The sequence below is a fragment of the Myxococcales bacterium genome (assembly GCA_016712525.1).
Classification (GTDB): domain Bacteria; phylum Myxococcota_A; class Polyangia; order Polyangiales; family Polyangiaceae; genus JAAFHV01.
This window is the reverse complement of record JADJQX010000008.1, coordinates 1,432,501-1,454,892: the sequence shown is the minus strand read 5'-3', so window position 1 is coordinate 1,454,892 and position 22,392 is coordinate 1,432,501. Positions and strand designations below refer to the sequence as shown.

Below are 22,392 nucleotides of genomic sequence, written 5' to 3'. Positions count from 1 at the left end.
TGGGTTCTTTTCTTAATTCAACGTCAATTCCCTAACGCCGAGCTCAGCCTTTCGGATCGGCGCGGTTTTCTCGGCGACGTCTCGACGCGTTGCGTTTTCGCGCGATGCGTCGCATACCGGGGACCCATGCGCCCCGACGTCACGGTCCTCTACGAGCACCCGGAGTGGCAAAAGCCGCTCTTTTCGGCCCTCGAACGTCGAAAGGTGCAGTTTGCAGCTTTCGACCTGAAGCGAGCGACCTTCGACGTGGACCTCGTGCCCGAGGCCAAGCTCTACTTCAACCAAGCGAGCCCGAGCGCCTACGTGCGTGGCAACACGCGCGCGGTGCCCTTCGCGCTCTCGTTCATGCGCACCCTCGAGATCGCAGGCGCCCGGGTCTTGAATGGCTCGCGTGCGTTCTCCCTCGAGCTGTCGAAGAGCGCGCAGGGGGCGCTCTTGAAGAAGCTCGGCCTCCATCACCCGCGCTCGCTCGCCTTCAACGACGTCGCCGCGGTCGAGAAGGCCTGGTCGCTCTACCCCGCGCTCCTCAAGCCCGAGCAGGGCGGCAGCGGCGCGCGCATGTTCTTGCTCGAGAGCCACGCCGAGCTCGTGCGCACCCTCGAGCTCACGCCCGACCTCTGGTCTCCCGACAACCTGCTCCTCATGCAGGAGCACTTCGACGTCGACCCGTCGCGCGGCATCGTGCGCATGGAGTTCTTGGGCGGCGAGCTCCTCTACGCGATGCGGGTCGTGTCGCACGGCGCCTTCAACCTCTGCCCGTCCGAGGTGTGCAACCCGTCCGACGGAAGCGGCGGGCACTGCGAAATCCCCGCGCAGAAGCCCACGAAGCCCGTCGAGTTCCACCCGTACCCCGAGATCCCGAAGGCCGCCATCGAGGAGGGGAAGGCCATCGTCGCGGCGGGCGGGCTCGACGTGGGCGGCATCGAGTACCTCGAGGCGAAAGATGGCCGCCGCGTCTACTACGACGTGAACGCGAACTCGAACCTGAGGCCCGCCATCGCGCAGAGCTTCGGGTTCGATCCGTTCGAGCGTGTGGTCGACTTCTTGGTGCGCGAGATCGCGCGCACCTGAGGGCATCGACGAGGCGCCCGCTCGGCGCTCCGGCGTCACTCGTCGTCGAAGTGTGCGATCGTGGCGACGCGGCTCGTCTTCTGCCACATCCGCAGCACGCTCGGGCGCTTGCGGTCGACGGCCACCTCGCAGAACGATCCTGGGATCGTGCCTCCGAAGCCGTTGTAGGTGACGAGCGCCGTGCCGACCGGAGCCTCGCGGAGGAGCGCCTCGACCCGCGCCACGTCCTCGAAGTAGCGCCGATCCGAGAGCTCGACGGACTCGTCGATGTGGCTCTCGGGCCCGAAGACGTTCTCTCCGAACGGGTTGTAGAGGTAGAACGCGTCGACGTCGGGGAGCGGCACCTCGCCGAGGCTCCCGTTCACGAACGACACCCGGTCCGAGAGTCCGAAGCGAGCCGCGAGGGCCGTGGCCTCGTCGGCGAGGTCCGTCCGCTGCTCGAGCCCGACGAAGCTCGCGTCGCCGCACGCGGCGGCCACGACGCAGAGCTTGCCCGAGCCCGACCCGATGTCGAGCACCCGCTTCATTCCGAGGTCTCCGAGCCAGCGCGCCACCTTGGCCGCCACCCCGACAGGCGTCCAAAATTGACGTGACAGGTGCTGGGAGCGAGGCCGCAGGAACCCGTCGACCTCCTCGTCGCTCGGGAGATCGCCGCGCCGGAGGCGATCCCTCACGGACAGAGCGAGGGCATCGGTGGGCGTTTTGGCCTTCGCGGGGCCGCCACGCAAGAGAGTGAGCAGGTTGGGCAGCACGAGTCTCCGTTTCGAGGGCCCGACGGGCCCCGCGAGAGAACAGCACGAACCGTGCCCTGCGCGTTCTCGAGGGAGCGAGGCCGACGGCCCCACACCTCGAGCAGAAATGACATCTCTGCTCTATACTTGGGTTATGGCGAGCCAAAAACGACAAGATGTCGCACCTTACGAGCCCCTCTTCGGCTCGCCCGCCATGCGCGACCTCCACCGCAAGATCGAGGTGCTCGCTTCGAAAGAGGTCACGGTCACTGTGCTCGGGGAGAGCGGCGTCGGGAAAGAGGTCGTCGCGCGGCGCCTCCACGAGCTCTCGTCGCGGGCCCGAGGGCCGTTCGTGCCGATCAACTGCGCGGCCATCCCCGAGGCCCTCTTCGAGAGCGAGCTCTTCGGGCACGAGCGCGGGGCGTTCACGGGCGCGGCGACGCGCGCCAAGGGCAAAATCGAGGCGGCCGAGGGCGGCACGCTCCTCTTCGACGAGGTCGGCGAGATGCCCATCCACGTGCAGGCGAAGCTCCTCCGGTTCCTCGAGAACCGCAAGTACATGCGCGTCGGCGGCGCGGCGAAGCTCTCGGCCGACGTGCGCCTCGTGTTCGCCACCCTGCGTCCCCTGGAGGACGACGTGGAGCAGGGCCGTTTCCGCGCCGATCTCTACTACCGCATCCACGGGGTGCTCTTGCGTGTCCCCCCGCTGAGGGAGCGGCGCCAAGACATCTTGCCGCTCTTCGAGTCGTTCGTGACCGAGCTCTCGGAGCGCCACCGCGTGCCCCGCCCTCACGTGGGGCGCACGATCAAACAGGAGCTGCTCGGCTACGGGTGGCCGGGCAACGTGCGCGAGCTGCGCAACGTCACCGAGACGATCGTGCTCTTTCGCTCGGGGCGTGCGGTCCGCGTGACGGATCTGCCGCTGCGGCGTGGTGCTCGGCAGAGAGGCCCGGCCGCGAAGCCGCGCGGCGGTGACACGCTCGTCGTCGACCCTCGGGCTGGCCTCGACCGCGTGATCGACGAGGTCGTCGCGCACGTGGTCGCGAAGGAGCAGAGCCTCGGCGGCGCCGCGAAGGTGCTCGGGCTGAGCCTCCGTACGCTCCAGCGCTACGTCGCCCGGGGGAGGGTGAGGGCGCCCTCGCCGCGGTGACCGTCACGCGGGCCGGGCGGGGAGCTCTTTCTTCAGCTCGGCGATGCGCTTTTTCGCCTCTTTCAGGCCGATGCGGTAGTCGCTCTCGCGCACGCGCACCGTGTAGAACCCGAACACCGTCATGAGGATCGCCGTGAAGAGCAGCGCGGCCCCCATGCCCACGCTGTGCACGAGGCCGAGGAGCGACAGCGGGGGAAGGGCGAGGAAGACCTTCGTGTAAAAGGGCTTGTTGCGGAGGAGCTCGGCGCGGCGCGCCTCCAGGTCCCCCACCCAGGTCTCGTAGCGTTCGAGCTGGGCCCGCACCTTCGCCGCGGCCTTCTCTTGCGGGTCGTCGAGCGCTCTTTCGTCGCGCGCCTCGGTCGTCGTGCTCACCAGATCCACGATCGCACGTGAGCGGCTCCCATGACCAGGACATCGACCAAGGCCCGGTCGTACAGCCGGAGACCGTGGAGCGCCGGGCTCACGCGGCGCCGGTAGAGCGCACGCCCCTCTTCGATGTCGTCCGCGAGCGCCTCGAAGAGCGAGTCGTCCTCGATGCCCCGCACGATCCGCGCCTGGTTGTAGAGCAAGAGATCGCTCGCGATCGCTCGGGCGAAGCGCCGCGCGCCGGTCTCGTTGTCGATGATGGCCATGGGCGGCGCTCTGCACGGCGCGTGCCGCCCAGGTCGGCCCGAGAAATCGCGGGGATGGTGGGCTCGGGCGCCCGCGCGCGACAGGACGCGACAAAGTGTCGCCATCGCCTCGGTCCGCCGAGGCGCGCTCGGGTCTCGACGTCGCCCGTGGCCCGTGAAACCGTAGGGGGGCGATGTCGAACGTCGATCCGGCCGCGTATGCCGTCCCCGTGTACCTCGTGTCGCTGCTCGTCGAGATCGGGCTCTGCCGCGGGAGGACGTCCGTCGCCGGCCGCGCGATCCAGGGCTACGAGAAGCGCGACACCTGGGCGTCCCTCGGCATGGGCGTAGGGTCGCTCGTGTTCGCCGGGGCCATCCAGCTCGCGACCTACCGCGTCTCGGATCTCCTCTGGCCTCACAGGCTCGTCGATCTCGGGGAGGCTCCGTGGGTGTGGGCGCTCGCCGCCGTCGCGTGGGACTTTTCGTTCTACTGGCACCACCGCGTGAGCCACGAAATAAGGCTCTTCTGGGCCTCGCACGTGAACCACCACTCGAGCCGGCACTACAACTTCTCGACCGCGCTCCGCCAAGAGTGGACGCCCTTCACGAACCTCGTCTTCTACCCGCCTTGGGTGCTGCTCGGCTTCCGCCCCGAGATGATGGCGATCGCGGGCGGCGTGAGCCTCGTCTATCAGTTCTTCCTCCACACGGAGCTCGTCGGAAAGCTCGGGCCGCTCGAGCTCGTGCTCAACACGCCGTCGCACCATCGTGTGCATCATGCATCGAACGAGCGGTACCTCGACAAGAACTACGGGGGCATCCTCATCGTGTGGGACAGGCTCTTCGGCACCTTCGCGCTCGAGGAGGAGCCCGTCGTCTTCGGCCTGACGAAGAACGTCGAGAGCTTCAACCTGTGGACGATCGCGTGGCACGAGTACCGCGCCATGTTCGCGCAAATGTCCAAAACGACAGGGCTTTTTGCGAAGGCGCGGGTGCTCTTCAAGATGCCGCCCGAGCCGCTCCCAGAGTAGACCGGGCGAAAGCGAGCGAGGCTTTGAGCGAGCGTCAGGGGACCGCGCTCGAGACGCGTCCTCGTTCGGTGCCGAGATCGCTCATGAACACGACGCGGACCTCACGGCCCAGGTCGACCGCGATGCCCTTCGCCGCGCTCGTGTACAACCGGCGCACGTCGTCGCGGGTGTGGGCCGTCGGGTCGGACAGGACGACGCGCACGACGAGCGCCGCGCCCTCCGTGTCGAGCGCCACTCCGGACTCGGGGCCGGTGAGCACGTGAGCGCTCACGAGGGACTCGCCCACCCTCTTCGCGTCGGCCTCGGACACCGTGCGCTCGTGCACCACCTTGGCCCCGTTCGAGAGCGTGGTCTCCGCGTGCGAGAGCACGTCGTACGCGACGCCGACACCGAACGTGGCGCCGAGGAACAGGACGAGGCTCGCGAGCGAGAGGCCCGCGGCGAGCCCGAAGCTCGCCTTGCGCAGGGGCTCGCCGAACAGCATGTGCGAGAGGCGCGTCATCACGAAGAGCCCGCCGATGCCGAGCGGCGCCGACACCGCCGAAGGGGCCTCGGACATCGCCAAGACGAGCAGCACGAGCGCCACGAAGGTGGTGGCGAAGAGCGCCACTCCGAGGGCCGGTCGCCGCGTCTTCACGAGGTTGTGCGCGAGGAGCGCCGCCGCCGCGAGGGGGGAGAGCACGAAGGCCGCCACGCCGACGGCCTTGGTCGAGAACAGCGCGACCCCCGGGCCGACCGCACCCTCTTGCGATTCGGCGCCCAGTGCGCGGCGCGCGATCTCGCTCGGATCTTCGGCGAAGGCGAGGCCGGTCGCGAACGCGCTCGCCCCGTCGTTCGCGTGCACCGCCTTGGCGGTGAGGTCGACGTAGGCGGCGCCCAGGAGGAGCGGCCCCGAGGCCGGGCTCCGGTACGTGTCGAGGCGCGAGAGATCGTCGGCGGTGGGCGGGCCCTCTCCGAGCTCGAGGATGGTGACCCTCCTCAGGGGCGAAAAGAAGCCATGCGGCACGCGTGACGCGAGCGCGAGCACGTCGTCCTTGGGCAGCGCGAAGGGGCGCACGGCGCGTGTGGTGCGGTGGGGCGAGCCGGCGTCTCCATCGAGCGCGTCCGGGTTCGTGCGATCGACGATCAGCACGAGATCGTTCGGCGTTCGTGCGTCGCCCTTCTTGAACAGCGCCGCCGTCGTGTGGTTCTTGTGGGGCCCGTCGCTCGGGTACGGGAGAAACCCGCGGACCTCGAGCTCGAACAGGATGGGGTCGGCGGGCGCTTCCGTGGCCATGCCCGACTTTTGCACGGATCGACCCGAATTTCCCGTCCGGTGACGCGCCCGGGATGGAAATCCGCGCCCCGTCGGTTCACCCTCCAGCCCATGGAAAAACGAACCTCGAAGCGCCTCGGCATCGTGTTGGTCGGCCTCGGCGCGACGGGCATCTTCACCGGCATGTCGCTCGGCCTGCTCAGCTGGTTCATGGGGCCGTGGGTGGGCGGGCTCGGCGCGTTGCCCTGGATTTGCGCGGGCGCGGGCCTCCTGATGCTCACGAACGGCGGCGTGCTGCTCGCGCGCTCGTAGCGCCTCGGGTGGGCTCGAGGCGCGCCTCTCCCGCGTAGACGTTGTAGCGCTCGCCCCGCACGAAGCCCGCGAGCGTGACGTTCGTCCTCCGCGCGAGATCCACCGCGAGCGAGCTCGGCGCCGACACCGACGCGACGACCGGGATGCCCGCGAGCGCAGCCTTCTGCACGATCTCGAAGCCCGCGCGCCCGCTCACGGCGAGCACGTGCCCGGCGAGCGGGAGGGCGTCGCGGAGGAGCATCGCCCCCACCACCTTGTCGACCGCGTTGTGGCGACCGACGTCCTCGAACGCCGCGACGACCTCACCCGCGAACGTCACGAGGGCCGCCGCGTGGCATCCTCCCGTGCGACGGAACACGGGCTGCCCTTCGGAGAGCGACCTCACCGCCCGAGGGACCGCGTCGCGAGGCACCGCTTCACCGTCCTCGACGAGGCCGCAGCGCGCGACCAAGTCGTCGACGGTGCGCCTGCCGCACACGCCGCACGCGCTCGTCACGAGGGTGCCTCTTCGACCTCCTATCTCATCGGGAACGTTCAGCTTTTTGCCTGGGGCCGCGCCCACGTCGAGCACGTTCTCGCGCGCCTCGTCGCCCGTGCGCCCGCAGTGGCGCGCGTGCCCCACGTCCCGCACCGAGCCGAGCACCCCCTCGGAGAAGAGGAGGCCCAACGCGAGCTCCCGATCGTGCCCCGGGGTGCGCATCGTCGTCGCGAAGGTGTCGCCGTCGATCCGCACCTCGAGCGGCTCTTCCACCACGAGCTCGTCGTCGTAGGCCTCGCTCGTGTCGCCGTCGACGCGAACGACGCGCGCCGAAGCGACGCCCTTCGCGGGGGACTTCGGGGCCTTCGTCATTCGGCGTCGTACGCGTCTTGGCGGAAGCCCTTCGCGGCGCCTTTGGGCTTCGGGTGCGAGCCCTCGAGCTTGCGCACCGCCACGGCCGTCACCTTGTACTCGGGGCACCGCGTGCCCGGGTCGGTGTTGCCGCTCGTGAGCAGGTTCGTCTTCACCTCGGGGAAGTGGAACGAGAGGAACACGTGCCCGGGCAAGACGCGCGTCGTCACGCACGCCCAGGTCGCGACCTTGCCGCGCGCGCTCGTGACCTCCACCATGTCCTCCGAGGCGATGCCGAGCGCCGCCGCGTCGTGCGGGTGGATCTCCATCATGTCCTCGGGTTGGAGCTCGGCGTTTCCCGTGCGCCGCGTCTGCGTGCCGGAGTTGTAGTGCGCGAGCTGGCGCCCGGTGACGAGGATGAACGGGTACGCCTCGTCGGCCGCTTCGCCCGGCGGCTCCCAGTCGACGGGGAAGAGCACGCCGCGCTTCGACGGCGTGAGGAAGCCGTCCTCGTAGAGCACCGGCGTGCCTCGGTGCTCCTTCGTCGGCACGGGCCACTGAAGCCCTTGTTTTCCAAGGCGTTCGTGCGAGATGCCGCGGAGCTGGGGCGTAAGCTTCGCGATCTCGTCCATCACGTCGGACGCGTCGCGGTGGGGCATCGTGTACCCGAGGTGGCGCGAGAGCTCGAGTATCACGTCGAGGTCCCGCTTCGCGTCTCCCGGCGGCGACACGGCCTCGCGCACCATCTGGACGCGCCGCTCGGCGTTCGTGAACGTGCCCGTCTTCTCGAGGAAGCTCGAGCCCGGGAGGATGACGTGCGCGTGCTCGGCGGTCGCGTTCGCGAAGATGTCGTGCACGACGAGCAGCTCGAGGCTCTCGAGCGCCTTGACCACGTGCGACACGTTCGGATCGGTCTGCGCGATGTCCTCACCGAACACGTACATGCCGCGGAGCTTGCCGTCGATCGCCGCCTGGAACATCTCGGGGATCATGAGCCCGCGCTCTTTGCGAATGGTGACGCCCCACGCGGCCTCGAACTCGGCGCGCGTCGCGTCGTCGGCCATCGGGCGGTACATGGTGAGGTAGGTGGGCAGGGCGCCCACGTCGCTCGAGCCCTGCACGTTGTTCTGCCCGCGGAGCGGGTTCGAGCCGGCGCCGCGGATGCCGAAGTTCCCCGTGAGGAGCGCGAGGTTCGCGAGCGTGCGCACGCCCGAGACGCCCTGCGACTGCTCGGTCACGCCGAGGCCGTAGAAGATGCCCGCGGGCTTCGTCGTGGCGTAGATGTGCGCGGCGCGCTCGAGGTCCTTCGGGGATACCCCGGAGATCGCCTCGACGCGCTTCGGATCCCACGCCGCGATGTGCTCGCGGAAGGCCGAAAACCCCTCGGTCCTCGCGTCGACGAACGACGTATCGTAGAGCCCGTCGCGCACGATGACGTGGGCGAGCCCGTTGAACACGGCGACGTTCGCGCCGGGCCGGAGCTGGAGCACCACGTCGGCGTACCGGGCCAGCTCGACGCGCCGCGGATCGATCACGACCAGCTTGGCCCCGCGGAGCACGGCCTCCTTGAGGCGCGCGCCGACGACGGGGTGGCCCTCGGTCGGGTTCGCGCCCGCGAGCAAGATGCACGCGGTCACGTCGATGTCCTCGAACGAGTTCGAGCCGCCGGACTCGCCGAGCGAGCGGATGAGCCCGAGCGACGTCGGCGAGTGGCAGACGCGCGAGCAGTTGTCGATGTTGTTCGTGCCGACGGCGGCGCGGAACATCTTCTGGAGGAGGTAGTTCTCCTCGTTCGTGCAGCGGCTCGACGAGATGGCGGCGAGGGCGTCGGGCCCGTGTTTCGCTTTGATCTCGTTCATCTTTTTGGCGACGAACGAGAGCGCCTCGTCCCACGAGGCCTCGCGGAGCGTGCCGTCGCTCCTTCGGAGGAGCGGGCTCGTGAGGCGGTCCTTCGCGCGCGCGTAGCTATGGGCGAAGCGGCCCTTCACGCACGTGTGCCCGCGGTTCGCGGGGCCCTCCTCGGCCGGGTCGATCGAGACGACCTGATCGTCGCGGACGTTGACCTCGAGCGAGCATCCGACGCCGCAGTACGCGCACGTCGTCGTCACCTTCGCGTCGATCGTCTCCTTCGCGACGAACGCGGCCTCGTCGAGCGCGCCCGTGGGGCAGGTCGACACACACGCCCCGCAGGACACGCAGCTCGACTCGGAGAAGGCCGCGTCGATGCCCGCGACGATGCGCGTGTCGAAGCCGCGCCCCGCGTACGAGAGGGCGAACGCGCCCTGGATCTCGTCGCACGCGCGCACGCATCGCCCGCAGACGATGCACTCGTTCATGTCGACCTTGATGTAGGGGTGTCGATCGTCCCTCGTGTAGGCGTGGCGCTCGCCCTCGAAGCGGCTCTCGGTCAGGCCGAAGTGCGCGGCCACCTCGCGGAGCTCGTTGCGCTCGCCCTCGCGCGCGAGGGCCTCCTTCGGGTAGTCGCTCAGCACGAGCTCGACGACGCCCTTCGCCACGCGCGTGGCCACGGGATCTTGGGTGTGCACCACCATGCCCTCGCGGACCTTCGTCGTGCACGCGGCCACCGGCCCCCGCGCGCCCTCGACGCCCACCATGCACACGCGGCACGCGCCGAAGGGTTGGAGCTTCGGGTCGTAACAGAGCGTAGGGATTCGGATTTTCTCGCGCCGAGCGACGTCGAGGATGGTCGCGCGGTCGGAGGCGACGACCTCCTGCCCGTCGATGGTGAGCTTCACGAGCTTTCGCACGCCGCCGCCTTCCTTCTTGGTCACGAGGCACCTCCGAGCATCTCGTCGCGGAAGTGCGTGAGCAGCGACGCGATGGGTATGGGGATGGCGCCACCGTGGGCGCAGAGCGAGCCGAGCTTCATCGTCTCGAGCAGATCGGGGAAGAGGTCGACGATCGCGCGCGCCTCGGCCGGGTCGTTCGTGTCGCGGAGCCTGCGCGACAGCTCGAGCCCCCGGCGCCCGCCGAGCCGGCACGGGAAGCATTTGCCACACGACTCGGCGTCGCAGAACTCGAAGAGGTGCACCGCGAGATCGCGCATGGGCGTGGTGTCGTCGAACGCCACGATGCCTCCGTGCCCGAGCAGTCCGCCCACGGCGTCGAGCTCGTCGAAGCCGATTTTCGTGTCGAGGAGGCTCGCCGGCAAGATGCCCCCGAGCGGACCGCCCACCTGCACGCCCTTGATCGGGCGCCCGCCCTTCATGCCGCCGGCCCACCCTTCGAGCACCTCGCGCAGGGTGACGCCGAAGGGCACCTCCACCATGCCGGGCCTCGCGAAGCGCTCGTTCAGCGAGAGCACCTTCGTGCCACGGCTCTTCCCGTGCCCGAACGACGCGTAGTGCGCGCCGCCGTGCCGCACGATGAAGCCCACGTTCGCGAGCGTCTCCACGTTGTTCACGATCGAGGGTTTGCCGAAGAGGCCCTTCTCGGCTGGGAACGGCGGCCTCGCGGTGACCATGCCGCGGAGCCCCTCGAGCGAGCGGAGGAGCGCGGTCTCCTCGCCGCACACGTACGAGCCTGCGCCCTCGCAGATCTCGATGTCGAACGAGAAGCTCGAGCCGAGGATGCGCTCGCCCAAGAGACCTGCCTCTTTGGCCTTCGCGACGGCGGCGCGCAGGGTCGGGGCCGAGCGCGGGTACTCGCTCCGCACGTAGACGTAGCCGCGCGTCGCGTGCGTCGCGTAGCCCGCGAGCGTGATGCCCTCGAGCACCGCGAACGGGTCACGTTCCATCAGGTATTTGTCGATGTACGAGCCCGGATCTCCCTCGTCCGCGTTGCACACGATGAAGCCTTCGCCTTCGCGTCGCGAGTGCTCCGCCATGAGGCGCCACTTCGTCGCCGTGGGGAACCCGGCGCCCCCCCGCCCGCGGAGCTGCGACAGCGTGACCTCTTCGAGCACGTCCTCGGGGCGCATGCCGCCTTCCGACGCGAGCGCCTTCGTGAGGCCCGCGTACACGCCGTGCTCGCGCGCCTTCGCGAGATCGCACGCGTCGATGCCGGAAGCGAGCCGCTCGAGCACGATCGCCGGGCCGCCCATGACCTCGAACCGAGGCACGCTCTCCTGCTCGGCCGTGCCCGAAAAACGCTTTTCTTTCGCGTTCTTGGCGATCTCTTGGGCCACCTCGGGGGTCACGCGCCCGTAGACCTCACCCTCGGCCTCCACGCACGGTCCGTCGTTGCAGAAGCCGAGGCAATACACGCCCTCGAGCGACACGTCGCCATCTTCGGTCGTGGTGTCGAGCTTCGTGCCGAGGGCCTCTTCGAGGTAGCCCACGTGGCGCTCGCCCGCCGCGGCGAAACACGCCGTGCCTCGGCACACCTTCACGCGCGCCCTCCCGCGCTTCTTCGTGCCGAGGTCACCGTAGAACGTCGCGACGCCGAACACCGTGGCCTCGGGGGCGCCCGTCGCGCGCGCGATCTCGGCGACGTCGTCTGCGGTGATCTCGCGCCGCTCGTGCATCACGTGGCGGAGGCGCTCGATGGGGCCGTGCTCGGGCGACACGGAGCCCTTCTTGCGGCGAAGCTGGATGAGGTTCTGCGACACGGGGGCCTCGTGAGGCGACGAGCCGCGCCCCACGAAGGCCGTGGTCGCTCTCGCGCCGGAGCGCGGAGCTTAGCCCCGAACGTGCGCTCGACCCACGACGATCCCCTGAGAAAATAGCCACGCGGTGCGTTGGCTACGCTGCGTCATCGCGACGCCGCTCGACGTGCCGCGCCATGGCGCTCAGTAGCTCTCGAGGTGGAAGCGTCCCTCGCGACGGAGCCTCTCGAGCCGCTCGGGCCACACGAGGCCGGCGCCTTCTGCCACCTCGGCGAACGCCTCGAGCACGCCCTCTTCCATCTTGCGGAGCCCGCAGACGTAGACGAACGCGTCGGGATCCGAGAGGAGCCGCGCGACGTCGTCCTTGCGGGCGCGGATGCGGTCTTGCACGTACTCCTTGGGTTTGCCCGGTACGCGCGAGAAGGCGAGCTCCACGTCGACGAGCTCGCGCGGGAGCTTCTGCAGGGGCCCGAAATACGGGAGCTCCCCCGGCCGCCGCGCGCCGAAAAAGAGGAGAATTTCCCCTCCTTCGCGCAGGGGCAGCCTTCGGCGTCGTCGCTCGGTCATCGCGCGCATCGGGGCGGCGCCCGTGCCCGTGCACACCATGAGGAGCTTCGCTCCGGGGTGGTTCGGCATGAGGAAGCTCGTGCCGTAGGGCCCCGTGACCCGCACCTCGGCGCCGCGCTCGAGGTCGCAGAGCCAGTTCGAAGCGACGCCACGCACGGGCTTCCCGTCGCGGTCGGTCGTGACGCGTTTCACCGTGATCGAGAGGTTGTTGTGCCGTGGCCGTTCGCCGTCGCGGGGGCTCGCGACCGAATAGAGGCGCACGTGGTGGGGCCTGCCGCTCGCGTCCGTGCCCGGAGGCAAGACGCCGATCGACTGCCCCTCGAGCACCGGGAACGCCGTGCTCTTGAAGTCGAGCACGATGTGGCGAATGTCGCTCTCGGCGTCCTCGTCGGTGAGCCTGTGGTTGCCGACGACCGTGGCGATCGCAGGCTTTTCTGCCGAGTAGAGGCCCACGTACGGGTGCGCCGCCGACCACGGCGGAGGCACGGGGCCCGAGGTGCGCGTGGCCTCGGCGACGATGCGCGCGACGTCCTCCGGGAGGCTCGTGTCGCGCACGCTCGGCGCGTCGGGCGGGGCCGTGTCGTCCGGGAGAGACTCCCACCCGAGCTGCTCGGCGATCGTGTAGGGCGTCTCGACGCGGCGGTAGCTGTCGATGGCGCCGGTGGGGCACGGCGGGATGCAGTCGTTGCAGCCGTTGCACGCGTCGAAGGCGATCGCGTACTGCCGGGCGTCGTGGGAAATCGCCTTGGGTTTGCACACCTCCTCGCACGTGTTGCAGCGGATGCACACGTCCGGATCGATGAGGTGCTGGCGCTTGAGGAGCGGCGATAGGGTGGCGTCCAAGGCGATCTCTCGGTCAGTTGAAGCGCACGTAGGCGAAGTCGGCGGGCTGGTTGTTGATGCCGCGCGCCGGCGGGGCGATGTAGCTCGCGTACTTGCCGGGCTCGACCACGCGCCCCATGAGCGACTGGATGAAGGCGTGATCGTCGTCCGTCGGGAGCCACGTGTCCTTCTTCGAGAGCCACTCGGCCTCGGTCACGACGCGCCCCTGCGGGTCGACGTGGGTCTTCGAGAAGAGGCCGATTTTGCGGTTGAAGGCCTTGTGCGGCAACGTGAGCCGGAACGACACTCCCCCGCGCTGGAGGATTTTGTTCCACCGGTCGACGCCCGCTTGGCAGTCTTTGATGTAGTCGTCGCGGAGGCGCTCGTTGAGCGTCATGAGGGCGTTCTCCTCGCCCGACACGAGCTTGTCGCCCTCGGCGCGGAGCACCGGGTAGGCGAGCTTCGAGAGGTCGTGGTCGTCGTCGATCTTCTCCTCCTCGAAGCGACCCTTGAGGCCCGAGGTGTAGAACGTCGACGCGTTCGACGACACCTCCGACCCGTAGAGGTCGAGCGTGACGCTGAAGTGAAAGTTCAGATACCGCTGGATCGTGGGCAGATCGATGACGCCGTGGGCCCGCACGGCCTTCGGGTCTTCGATGTTGTTTTTGCTCATGATTTCGGCGGTCCTCTGGAGGATGCGGCCGATGCCGCTCTCGCCCACGAAGAGGTGATGGGCCTCCTCGGTGAGCATGAAGCGGCACGAGCGGGCGAGCGGGTCGAAGCCGCTCTCGGCGAGCGCGGCGAGCTGGTACTTGCCGTCGCGATCGGTGAGGAACGTGAACATGAAGAACGAGAGCCAGTCGGGGGTCTTCTCGTTGAACGCGCCCAAGATGCGCGGTTTGTCCTCGTCGCCCGAGCGGCGCGCGAGCAGCTCCTCGCCCTCCTCGCGGCCGTCGCGCCCGAAGTACGCGTGGAGCAAGTAGACCATCGCCCAGAGGTGCCGGCCCTCTTCGACGTTCACCTGGTAGAGGTTCCGGAGGTCGTAGAGCGAGGGCGCGGTCATGCCGAGGTGGCGCTGCTGCTCGACGCTCGCGGGCTCGGTGTCTCCCTGCGTGACGATGATGCGGCGGAGCGTGCTGCGGTACTCGCCGGGCACCTCGTTCCACACGGGCTGACCCTTGTGGTGACCGAAGGCGATCTTGCGGCCCTCCTCGGGCGGCGTGAGGAAGATGCCCCAGCGGTAGTCGGGCATCTTCACGTAGTCGAAGTGCGCCCACCCCTGCGGATCGACGCTGATGGCCGTGCGCAGGTAGATGTCCCACGGCTTGCTCTCGACCGGGCCCATCTCGCTCCACCAGTCGAGGTACCTCGGCTGCCACTGCTCGAGCGCACGCTGGAGCGTCTTGTTGCTCGCCAGGTCGACGTTGTTCGGGATCTTCGAGGTGTAGTCGATGCTCATGGGGCCTCGCGGGTCGGCGTTTCGCGTGCGCAAAGCAACCCGCGTGCGAGGCACGATGGCAGGGCGTTTCGGCCCCTCGCGGGCCCGCGGGGCATGCGCCGATTTCGTTCGGGCGCAAACGGTTCGCCGGGTGCACTCCTCGTCGCGCGCGTCCGACGTGCCGCGTCGAAAGATGCGTCATGCACACGAACGGACACGACGCGTGCGGGTACGGTCGTGCGCTCCCTCAGAACACGGCCTCGACACCGATGCTCGGCACGGCGATGGGCCCGATCTCCTCGGCCACGCAACCATCGCCGAGGTCGATGTCGTCCTCGCCGGCGCGCACACCGCACGTCACGTCGTTGGCCTCGGGGCGGAGGGTGACGTTGAGGCCTTCGAGCACGGCGGAGATGCGCCTGCCCTGTGAGAACGACCAGGATTTCTCGAGGCGCAGGTCGATGCGATGAAAGAGCGGGAGCCGCGAGCCGTTCGGTGTGCCGAGGAACGTGCCGTCGAAGCGCTTCGGGGTGTACGGGCGGCCCGAGTACACGACGAGCTTGGCGCCGGCGCGGTACCCGTTCCCGAACGCGTACGCGAGGGCCGTCGAGAGGACGTGCGTGCGATCGTAGTCGGACGCGACGGTGACCTTTCCGTCCTCGGGCTCGAGCTCGGCGCGGAGAGAGGGCCCGAGGGCCGAGCCGAAGACGGTGATGGGGATCGTGCGCGTCGAGCGGGAGAGGGTGTACGACAAGAACCCCGTGAGCTTCTCGCCGAACGCGCGCTTCACGTAGAGCTCGAAGCCGAACGCCGAGCCTCCGGAGCGCCCGCTGCACGCGTTGCCGTCGGTGAAGGCGCCTCGGCCGCCCGGGCACGCCGCGAAGAAGTCGGCGAGGCCTACCGTGCGCGACGTGAACACGGTCGTGGTCACCGTGAGCGCGAACGGGAGCGCCCACTCGAGGCCCTCGCTCGCCTGCACCGCGCGCTCGAGGCCCTCGCCGAGCCTCCCGATCGTGAGGCCCGGCAAGGGTAGGGCGAAGCGCGGAGGTTGCCCGGCGATCCCGGCCGTCGACACGAACGTCACGCGGGGCACGACGGCCACGCGCGCCGAGAGCCGAGGCTCGACGGAGAGGCGCGTGCCCGGGAGCGGATCGGGGGAGAGCGCGTACCCTACGTCCTCGATGCGGTAGGCCGAGTAGCGGTCGACGCGCAGCCCCGCCGTGATGCGCACGCGGTCGCGAAGTGTGTAGGTTGCATCGATGCGTCCGCCGAGCACGAGCTCGTCCCGCGCGGGGAAGAGGGCCTCGAACTCGGGGCTCGGGACGGGCGAGCCCTCGGCGCGTACGGCATACCGCTGGTAGGCGACGTCGAGCCCGCCGGTCACGGCGATCGCGTCGGAGAGCCTCCGCTCCACGTCGACGCGCCCCGAGAGCAGATCGGTCTCCACGCGATCGCGCAGGCCGAGGGCGGTCGTGTCCCTCCCGAGCACGAACGCCTCGCGCACGAGGGTGCCTGCCTCGCGGTGCTCGTGTTTCGCTTCGATACGCGAGACGTCGGTCTCGAAGATCGTCCGCGTCTCGAGGTCGCGTCGCTCGGTCTCTCCGAACCCGACCGGGTCGTCGACCGTGGGGCTGCCCGTGCCGCTCGGGCGTTGGCGTGTGCGCCTCCCGAGGTAGTCGTAGCTCCCGAGCGCGAAGACGGTGAGCGTGTCGTGCTCCGAGAGGTTCAAGGTCCCTCGGAGCTGGTAGTCCCAGTAGGAGAGCCGCGTGTTCGGCGCGAAGAGCGGGAGGAGCAAGCCCGGGTACCCGAAGCGGCCGGCCGCGAGCGCCGACCCCATGCCCTTCGGCAGGGGGGACTCGACGAGCGCGCCGGCGTCGAGGAGCCGGAGGTTCGCCTCTCCACGCGCGTGACCTTCGGGGCGACGGGTCTCCGCGGCGACGATGCCACCCGACGCGCGCCCGTAGATCGCAGGCGCCGCGGCGGGGTAAAAATCGACGTGATCGATGAGCCCGGGGTGCACGATGCTCGGGCCCGCTCCGAGGTGGAAGAGCACCGGCAGGCGAATGCCATCGAGGAAGTACCCGGTGCTGCCCGGAGGCGCGCCGCGCACGAAGAAGAAGGGCAAGCCGCTCGCCATCGGCGTGACACCCGGGAGCGAGTCGATCGCGCGGAACGCGTCGCCGAAGGCGCCCGGCATGTCACGCACCTCGGCCCTCCCGAGGCTTATTTTCCCGGGGACCCTGCGCGTCCCGGTCACCTCGACCTGTTCGACCTTCGGTGCGGGCGGGGAAGGGGCGAGGTCGTCGTACGGGTTCTTCGGCAGCGTCGGGAGCGGATCTTCGTACGGATCGGGCGGGAGCTCGACGGGGCGCTCGATCGGCGGCTCGAAGTCGACGCGCATGCGGATCTTGGCGGCGATCGGGTGGCCGTCACGGGTCGCAGGATCGAAGCGGAGCGCGCGCACGGTCTCGAGCGCCGGGGTCGTCCAGGGCTCGTCGCCAGAGGCCGCGTGCACGTCTTGGGCGTCGCCCTCCGCCGTGACCGTGAGCTCGACCACCACCGTGGCGCGGCCCTCCGCTCCCTTCGGGTACGCGGCGCGGACGTCACCGAGCGCGCGCGGCGGCACGATCACCGGCGGGTGCTCTTGCGTCGAAGGGCTCGTATTCGCTCGGGAATCCGGCGGGTCGGCCGAGGCGCGCGCGGGCACGCCCACGAGCACGACGCCGAGCGCGAGCGCCCACCGCTTCACGTCACTCGCACGGGGTGGGGGCGGCGTACGGCGGCTCGGCGTCGATCTCGGCCTGCGTCACCTTGCCGGCGCGGATGATACGCGCGAACGTGTCGGCGCTCTTCCGGAGCGTGCGCGTCTTCGCCTTCGTGTCGTACGCGACGAGGCCGAAGCGCGGGCAGAAGCCGCTGTTCCACTCGAAGTTGTCGATGAGCGACCAGTGGAAGTAGCCGCGCACGTCGAGGCCGCGCTTCATGGCGTAGCCGACCTCGAAGAGGTGCTCGGCCAAGAACCTCGAGCGGTTCACGTCCTTCGAGTCGGCGATGCCGTTCTCGGTCACGTAGACCGGGAGCTTGTATTGTGCAACCTCGTCGAGGACGACGCCGAAGCCCGCGGGGTGGATGTCCCAGTGGAAGTCGGTCTTGGGGCGCAGCGTGGGGAGCCTGTCGGCCTTGATGACCGCGTTCACGCGCGGGAGCACGACGCCGCCCGAGGACGCGGCCTCCATGGCCGTGTAGTAGTTCACGCCGAGGAAATCGGCACGGTTGGCCAAGGCAGGGTCGGCCTTCTTGTCGTTCGGGCCGTCGAGCTTTCCGTCGAAGTCGTCGTCGAAGTCGCCGCGGGTGGCCGTGTTGGCGAACCACAGGTTGTTGAGGTAGCGCACGCGGTCGGCCGCGGCGACGTCCTCGGCGTCGTTCGGATCGCGGGGGATGACGTCGCGTTGGTGGAGCACCGGCCCCACGAGGGCGGGCTTGCCGTCGCCGTCGGCGTCGCGGGTGTCGGCCTTCTTGATGGCGTCGTAGCAGCGCGCGTGCGCGTACGCCTCGGCCTTGGCGACCGTGAGCGCGCGCTCGACCTCGAGCGTGAGGCCCGGCGGAAAGCCGCCTTGGATGTACCCACCGAGCGGGGCCACGATGGGCTCGTTGATCGTGGCCCACAGGTCGACGCTCGCCCCGAAGCGCGCCGCGATCCTCTCGCAGTAGGTGGCGAAGGCCGTCGCCGTGTCGGGGCTCTCCCAGCCGTACGGCCCCTTTTGGCGCGGGTCGGCGAGGTACACGGGCAGCGTGAAGTGGCTCAGCGTGAGCATGAGCGTCACGTTCGCCGCGCGGAGCTTCTTCACGAGCTCCTCGTATTTGGCGAGCACGGCCGGGTCGGGCGTGTCGGCGTCGAGCGAGGCGCGTGTAGGATACAGCTTTCCCCACTCGAGCGAGAACCGGTAGGCGTTCTGGCTCGTGGCGACCATGGAGGCCACGTCCTCGTCGATGTGGGCGAGCATGTCGGGGCCGTCGTCCGGTTTGTCGCCGCCCTTGATTTTGCCGGGCAAGGTGGCCCACACGCCCCAGTCGGTGCCGGCGTTCCCGTTCTCGACTTGGAACGACGCGGTGGCCGAGCCCATGAGGAAGCCCTTCGGGAACGTGACCTCCGCCGGGCGGGGGACGACCTCGGCGGGCGCGGGCTCGGACGACGAGCAGGCCACGGCGGCTCCGAGCGAAGCGAGCGAGAGCGTGACCGCTCGGACGAAGCGAGCTTTGCCCCTCATGTGGCCTCTTTCCCTGTGACGATGCGGTTGCGGCCGGCCTCTTTCGCGGCGTAGAGTCGCTCGTCGGCGAGGTCGACCAAGGCGCTGTCGGGCGCGCCCTGCGGGACCTCGTCGAGCGCGGCGACGCCTAGGCTTATCGTGACCTTCACCTCGGAGGCGGGCGGCGGCGGCGTGACGTCGAGGTCGGCGATGGCCGCGCGGATGCGCTCGGCGAGGCGAGCTCCGGCGTCGTGGCCGGTGGCGCGCGCGAGCACGACGAGCTCTTCGCCCCCGTACCGAGCGACCACGTCCTCGGTGCGCACGACCCGCACGACCTCGCCCGCGACGGCGCGCAAGACCGAGTCGCCGACGAGGTGACCGAGCGAGTCGTTGATGGCCTTGAAGCGGTCGACGTCCATCATGATGAGGCAGAGCGGGGTGGCGTGGCGCCGGGCGTACGCGATCTCGGCGACCAAGCGCTCGTCGAAGTAGCGCCGGTTGTAGAGCTGGGTGAGGCCGTCCCGGGTCGACGAGTCGAAGAGCTTTTGCTGAAGCTCGGCTTCACTCTCGTCGGTCACGCTGAAGCGGAAGACCACGTTCGGTCCGAGCTGGATGCGGTCGCCCGGCCGGAGCTCGGTCGCCCCGCGCACCCGGCGGCCCCCGACGAAGCTGCCGTTCGTCGCCCCGAGATCCTCGAACGTCCACGTCTCGGCGTTCTTCGTGAGGCGCGCGTGCGAGCGGCTCACGCCCGCGTCGTCGACGATGATGTCCGAGTCGCTGCTGCGGCCGAGCACGCTCGGGGCGCGCTCGTCGAGGCGGTGCACCTGGCCTGCGTGGATGCCCGTGAGCAGCACGAGGAGCGCGCGGTCCTTGGCCGCGGGCGCGATGGCCATCTTGCCCGGCTCGGTCTCGCGTTCGTCGCCGCTCATGCGGGTCACGAGCGTCGAATCTTCGTCGTGCACGCGCAGGAGCGAGGTCGAGATTCGCTGGGTGGTGCGGTTCTTCAAGCTCATGCCCCCTCGCGTGTCGCGGTCGAGCTCGAGTCGCCTCGGCTCGTGTCGGCCCTCGGCAGTCGGGCCCTCTCCCAGAAACGTGGCCTTTCCTCTAGTTCAGCCCTCCGGCGAGGGAAAGGCGCTTTTTTCCGGGGGCGAGGCGTAGGTCCGAGGCACGTGCGCTCGGCGAGACGCCGTGGAAATCGGGGCTCGCGAAAGCCTCGGCGTCGAACTATGACCTCCGGCCATGGGTCTCCTCGAAGGCAAAGTCGCGATCGTCACCGGTGCGGGCAACGGAATCGGCCGGGAGCACGCCCTCCTCTTCGCCAAAGAGGGCGCCAAGGTCCTCGTGAACGACGTGGGCGGCGCACGGGACGGCACACCAGGCGACAGCGCGGCCGAGTCGGTCGTACAAGAGATCCGCAAGGCCGGCGGCGTCGCCCTCGCGAACGTCGACACGGTGGCCACGGCCGAGGGCGCCGAGCGCATCGTCGATCAGGCGGTCTCGGCGTTCGGCCACGTCGACATCCTCGTGAACAACGCGGGCATCCTGCGCGACAAGAGCCTCCTCAAGCTCGAAGAAGACATGTGGGACGCCGTCGTCGCCGTCCACCTGAAGGGCACCTTCCTCTGCTCCCAGGCCTTCGCGCGGCGCGCCGTGCCCCGCGGCGAGGGCGGGCGCATCGTGAACACCACGAGCGTCTCGGGCCTGCTCGGCAACTTCGGTCAGGCGAGTTACGCGGCGGCGAAGGCCGGCATTTACGGGCTCACGCGCACCATGAGCATCGAGCTCCAGAAGCACCGCATCACGGTGAACGCCCTCGCCCCCATCGCCAAGACGCGCATGACCGAGGACCTGCCCATGTTCCAGGGCATGGCCACCATGGGCCCCGAGCACGTGGCCCCCGCCGCCCTCTTTCTGTCGAGCGACCTCTGCGGCGCGCGCACCGGCTACGTGCTCGCGGTCGCAGGTGCGAGGATGTACGCCTTCAAGGTGGTCGAGACCCCGGGCAAGTTCAAAGAGGGCGAGTCGACGGTCTGGACGGCCAACGAGATCGCCGACAACTGGGACGCGATCGTCCGCGCCTGAGCTGCCTCGTGGGCAAACTTTGGGGCCGATGACGCGGCGCGCACCATTTTCGAGCTTCTCAAGGCACCGCATGTCGGTACGCTCGGAGAAATGCTGAACCCGAAAGCGGTGTTGTCCGCGGCAGTGGGCTACCTGAGGAAGAACCCCGACGAGGTCGTGAAGGCGGCCACGAACGCGACGTCCCTCAAGTTCGGCGTCCCGCTCGCGAGCCTCCGCTGGCTCGCCGGGCAAATCCAGGGGAAGAAGGCCCCGAAGGAGGTCGAGATCGACTCGACCCCGCCGGCGCTGAAGTTCAGCGCCGTGATCGACGCGATGGGGACCCCGCTCCGCGCCGGGGCGTCCATCAAGATCGACGAGGTCCAGATCTCGGCCGACAGCATCCGGGTGGGCATTCGCCTCCGGGACGTGAAGCTCGCGGTCCTGTCGGACGTCGAGTCCCCCGTGTCGATGCTGGTCCGCTCGGGCGCGCTCGACCTTTCGAAGCCGGGCAACGTCGTGAAGTTCCTGCCGAAAAAGCCGCCGGCCATCGTCGAGGCCGAGGACGATCGCATCGTGCTCGACCTGATGCAGGTGCCCAAGATCGCGGCCAACAAGGCCCTCCGAAAGGCCCTCTCCGTGATCACCCCCGTCCTCGGCGTCGGCGCCATCGAGACCGACGACGACCACATCTACGTGAAGCTCAAGGCCACGCCCGCCGGTCTCGGCGAGGCCCTGGGAGCTCTGCGCCGCTGACCCACGGCTTCGGCCTCGAGCTCCACCGCTGGAAAAGGAAAAAGGCCCACGAGCGGTTCGTGGGCCTTTCGTTTTGGGTCGGGAGGCCGGATTCGAACCGACGACAACGAGCACCCAAAGCTCGTGCACTACCAGGCTGTGCGACTCCCCGAGGCCCCTCTCTCATAGCACCGCGCCGATCGCAGGGAAACCCCGCCGTCGGTCGGCTCGGTCTGGCGACTCCCGGGGGGGCGGGTGAAGGGAGAAGAAACGAGGGCGCGATGCCGAGCTCGAGGCGCTCGCGGAGAGAGCCGACCCGACAGCAGAGAGAGCCGACCGACAGCAGAGAGAGCCGACCGACAGCAGAGAGAGCCGACCGACAGCAGAGAGAGCCGACCCGACAGCAGAGAGAGCCGACCCGACAGCAGAGAGAGCCGACCCGACAGCAGAGAGAGCCGACCGACGTTGGCGCCAAGGGGTTGAAATCATGGGGCGGCGGACCAGAGAGAGCCGACCGACGTTGGCGCCAAGGGGTTGAAATCATGGGGCGGAGCGGGGACGGCGTGGGTCGACGTTCCCGGCGGCGGGCCCCTCCCAAACTCGCCGTCGTTCCGCGCGATGAGGGGAGCGTATGGGTGGCCCTGGATTGCAGCAGCCGCGCGAGAACGACGAGCTCAGACACCTGGGGCCTCCCACCGCCGGGAACGACGACCCCCACCGCCCCCTTGGAAAACCCGGGGATCGGCGTCCGAGGAGGGGAGCGGAGGCTTCTCGGGAGGAGGAGAGAGAGAGAGACGACCGACGTAGAGAGAGAGAGCCGACCGACGTTGGCGCCAAGGGGTTGAAATCATGGGGCGGAGCGGGGACGGCGTGGGTCGACGTTCCCGGGGGCGGGCCCCTCCCAAACTCGCCGTCGTTCCGCGCGATGAGGGGAGCGTATGGGTGGCACTGGATTGAGGGGGCCGCGC

At 69.4% G+C, this 22,392-nt stretch carries 18 protein-coding genes and 1 tRNA gene; 6 read left to right on the top strand and 13 right to left on the bottom strand.

The genetic code is table 11. The features are described 5' to 3' along the window. Nucleotides 1-126 precede the first annotated feature (126 nt). Entirely contained in the window at nucleotides 127-1,071 is a 945-nt protein-coding gene (locus IPK71_35700; GenBank protein MBK8219101.1) for a hypothetical protein, read from the top strand. A gap of 35 nt (nucleotides 1,072-1,106) precedes the next feature. On the opposite strand, the gene IPK71_35695 is transcribed toward IPK71_35700, so the two are convergent. After that, on the bottom strand, nucleotides 1,107-1,823 hold the full coding sequence (locus IPK71_35695) for a hypothetical protein (protein MBK8219100.1): 717 nt from the start codon (nucleotides 1,821-1,823) through the stop codon (nucleotides 1,107-1,109). Nucleotides 1,824-2,016: 193 nt separating this feature from the next. On the opposite strand from IPK71_35695, the gene IPK71_35690 reads away from it, so the two are divergent. Beyond that, nucleotides 2,017-2,952 (top strand): sigma-54-dependent Fis family transcriptional regulator, encoded by a 936-nt coding sequence (locus IPK71_35690; protein MBK8219099.1) that lies wholly within the window; start codon nucleotides 2,017-2,019, stop codon nucleotides 2,950-2,952. 3 nt (nucleotides 2,953-2,955) lie between these two features. On the opposite strand, the gene IPK71_35685 is transcribed toward IPK71_35690, so the two are convergent. Together IPK71_35685 and IPK71_35680 are read right to left on the bottom strand one after the other, a co-directional pair. After that, nucleotides 2,956-3,324, bottom strand: coding sequence for a hypothetical protein (locus IPK71_35685; GenBank protein MBK8219098.1), 369 nt, complete (start codon nucleotides 3,322-3,324; stop codon nucleotides 2,956-2,958). After that, a complete protein-coding gene (locus tag IPK71_35680) occupies nucleotides 3,321-3,584 on the bottom strand; it encodes a hypothetical protein (protein ID MBK8219097.1) in 264 nt (87 codons plus the stop codon). The genes IPK71_35685 and IPK71_35680 overlap by 4 nt, the downstream gene beginning before the upstream one ends. Nucleotides 3,585-3,757: 173 nt before the next feature. Between IPK71_35680 and IPK71_35675 the strand changes: the two genes are divergently transcribed. Beyond that, on the top strand, nucleotides 3,758-4,594 hold the full coding sequence (locus tag IPK71_35675) for a sterol desaturase family protein (GenBank protein ID MBK8219096.1): 837 nt from the start codon (nucleotides 3,758-3,760) through the stop codon (nucleotides 4,592-4,594). A 34-nt stretch (nucleotides 4,595-4,628) separates the two neighbouring features. On the opposite strand, the gene IPK71_35670 is transcribed toward IPK71_35675, so the two are convergent. After that, nucleotides 4,629-5,870, bottom strand: coding sequence for a hypothetical protein (locus IPK71_35670; protein ID MBK8219095.1), 1,242 nt, complete (start codon nucleotides 5,868-5,870; stop codon nucleotides 4,629-4,631). A 90-nt stretch (nucleotides 5,871-5,960) separates the two neighbouring features. Here IPK71_35670 and IPK71_35665 point away from each other — a divergent pair, with 90 nt between their 5' ends. Further along, the gene (locus IPK71_35665) at nucleotides 5,961-6,161 is read left to right on the top strand and encodes a hypothetical protein (GenBank protein MBK8219094.1); all 201 of its coding nucleotides are present in this window, start codon (nucleotides 5,961-5,963) and stop codon (nucleotides 6,159-6,161) included. On the opposite strand, the gene fdhD is transcribed toward IPK71_35665, so the two are convergent. From fdhD to IPK71_35625, 8 genes are all read right to left on the bottom strand, one after another. Further along, nucleotides 6,127-7,011, bottom strand: coding sequence for a formate dehydrogenase accessory sulfurtransferase FdhD (gene fdhD / locus IPK71_35660; protein ID MBK8219093.1), 885 nt, complete (start codon nucleotides 7,009-7,011; stop codon nucleotides 6,127-6,129). The two genes, IPK71_35665 and fdhD, sit on opposite strands and share 35 nt — an antisense overlap. Continuing rightward, nucleotides 7,008-9,746, bottom strand: a complete 2,739-nt coding sequence (gene fdhF / locus IPK71_35655) for a formate dehydrogenase subunit alpha (GenBank protein MBK8219092.1) — start codon at nucleotides 9,744-9,746, stop codon at nucleotides 7,008-7,010. Before fdhF ends, fdhD begins: the two co-directional genes overlap by 4 nt. A gap of 32 nt (nucleotides 9,747-9,778) precedes the next feature. Next, the gene (locus IPK71_35650) at nucleotides 9,779-11,560 is read right to left on the bottom strand and encodes an NAD(P)H-dependent oxidoreductase subunit E (GenBank protein MBK8219091.1); all 1,782 of its coding nucleotides are present in this window, start codon (nucleotides 11,558-11,560) and stop codon (nucleotides 9,779-9,781) included. Nucleotides 11,561-11,740: 180 nt separating this feature from the next. After that, nucleotides 11,741-12,967 carry a benzoyl-CoA 2,3-epoxidase subunit BoxA gene (gene boxA, locus IPK71_35645; GenBank protein MBK8219090.1) on the bottom strand — a complete coding sequence of 409 codons (1,227 nt, stop codon included), beginning with the start codon at nucleotides 12,965-12,967 and terminating at the stop codon, nucleotides 11,741-11,743. Nucleotides 12,968-12,980: 13 nt separating this feature from the next. Next, nucleotides 12,981-14,405 carry a benzoyl-CoA 2,3-epoxidase subunit BoxB gene (gene boxB, locus IPK71_35640; GenBank protein ID MBK8219089.1) on the bottom strand — a complete coding sequence of 475 codons (1,425 nt, stop codon included), beginning with the start codon at nucleotides 14,403-14,405 and terminating at the stop codon, nucleotides 12,981-12,983. 226 nt (nucleotides 14,406-14,631) lie between these two features. Further along, the gene (locus IPK71_35635; GenBank protein ID MBK8219088.1) at nucleotides 14,632-17,133 is read right to left on the bottom strand and encodes a TonB family protein; all 2,502 of its coding nucleotides are present in this window, start codon (nucleotides 17,131-17,133) and stop codon (nucleotides 14,632-14,634) included. Between the two features lies 1 nt (nucleotide 17,134). Next, nucleotides 17,135-18,652: a glycoside hydrolase family 1 protein gene (locus IPK71_35630; GenBank protein MBK8219087.1), complete on the bottom strand. Its 1,518-nt coding sequence runs from the start codon at nucleotides 18,650-18,652 to the stop codon at nucleotides 17,135-17,137. Further along, complete coding sequence (locus IPK71_35625; protein ID MBK8219086.1) at nucleotides 18,649-19,644, bottom strand: diguanylate cyclase; 996 nt, start codon at nucleotides 19,642-19,644, stop codon at nucleotides 18,649-18,651. Before IPK71_35625 ends, IPK71_35630 begins: the two co-directional genes overlap by 4 nt. A gap of 226 nt (nucleotides 19,645-19,870) precedes the next feature. Here IPK71_35625 and IPK71_35620 point away from each other — a divergent pair, with 226 nt between their 5' ends. Then, nucleotides 19,871-20,713 (top strand): SDR family NAD(P)-dependent oxidoreductase, encoded by an 843-nt coding sequence (locus IPK71_35620; protein ID MBK8219085.1) that lies wholly within the window; start codon nucleotides 19,871-19,873, stop codon nucleotides 20,711-20,713. Nucleotides 20,714-20,803: 90 nt separating this feature from the next. After that, nucleotides 20,804-21,445 carry a hypothetical protein gene (locus IPK71_35615; GenBank protein MBK8219084.1) on the top strand — a complete coding sequence of 214 codons (642 nt, stop codon included), beginning with the start codon at nucleotides 20,804-20,806 and terminating at the stop codon, nucleotides 21,443-21,445. A gap of 74 nt (nucleotides 21,446-21,519) precedes the next feature. On the opposite strand, the gene IPK71_35610 is transcribed toward IPK71_35615, so the two are convergent. After that, a tRNA-Pro gene (locus IPK71_35610) sits at nucleotides 21,520-21,597 on the bottom strand. Nucleotides 21,598-22,392 lie beyond the last annotated feature (795 nt).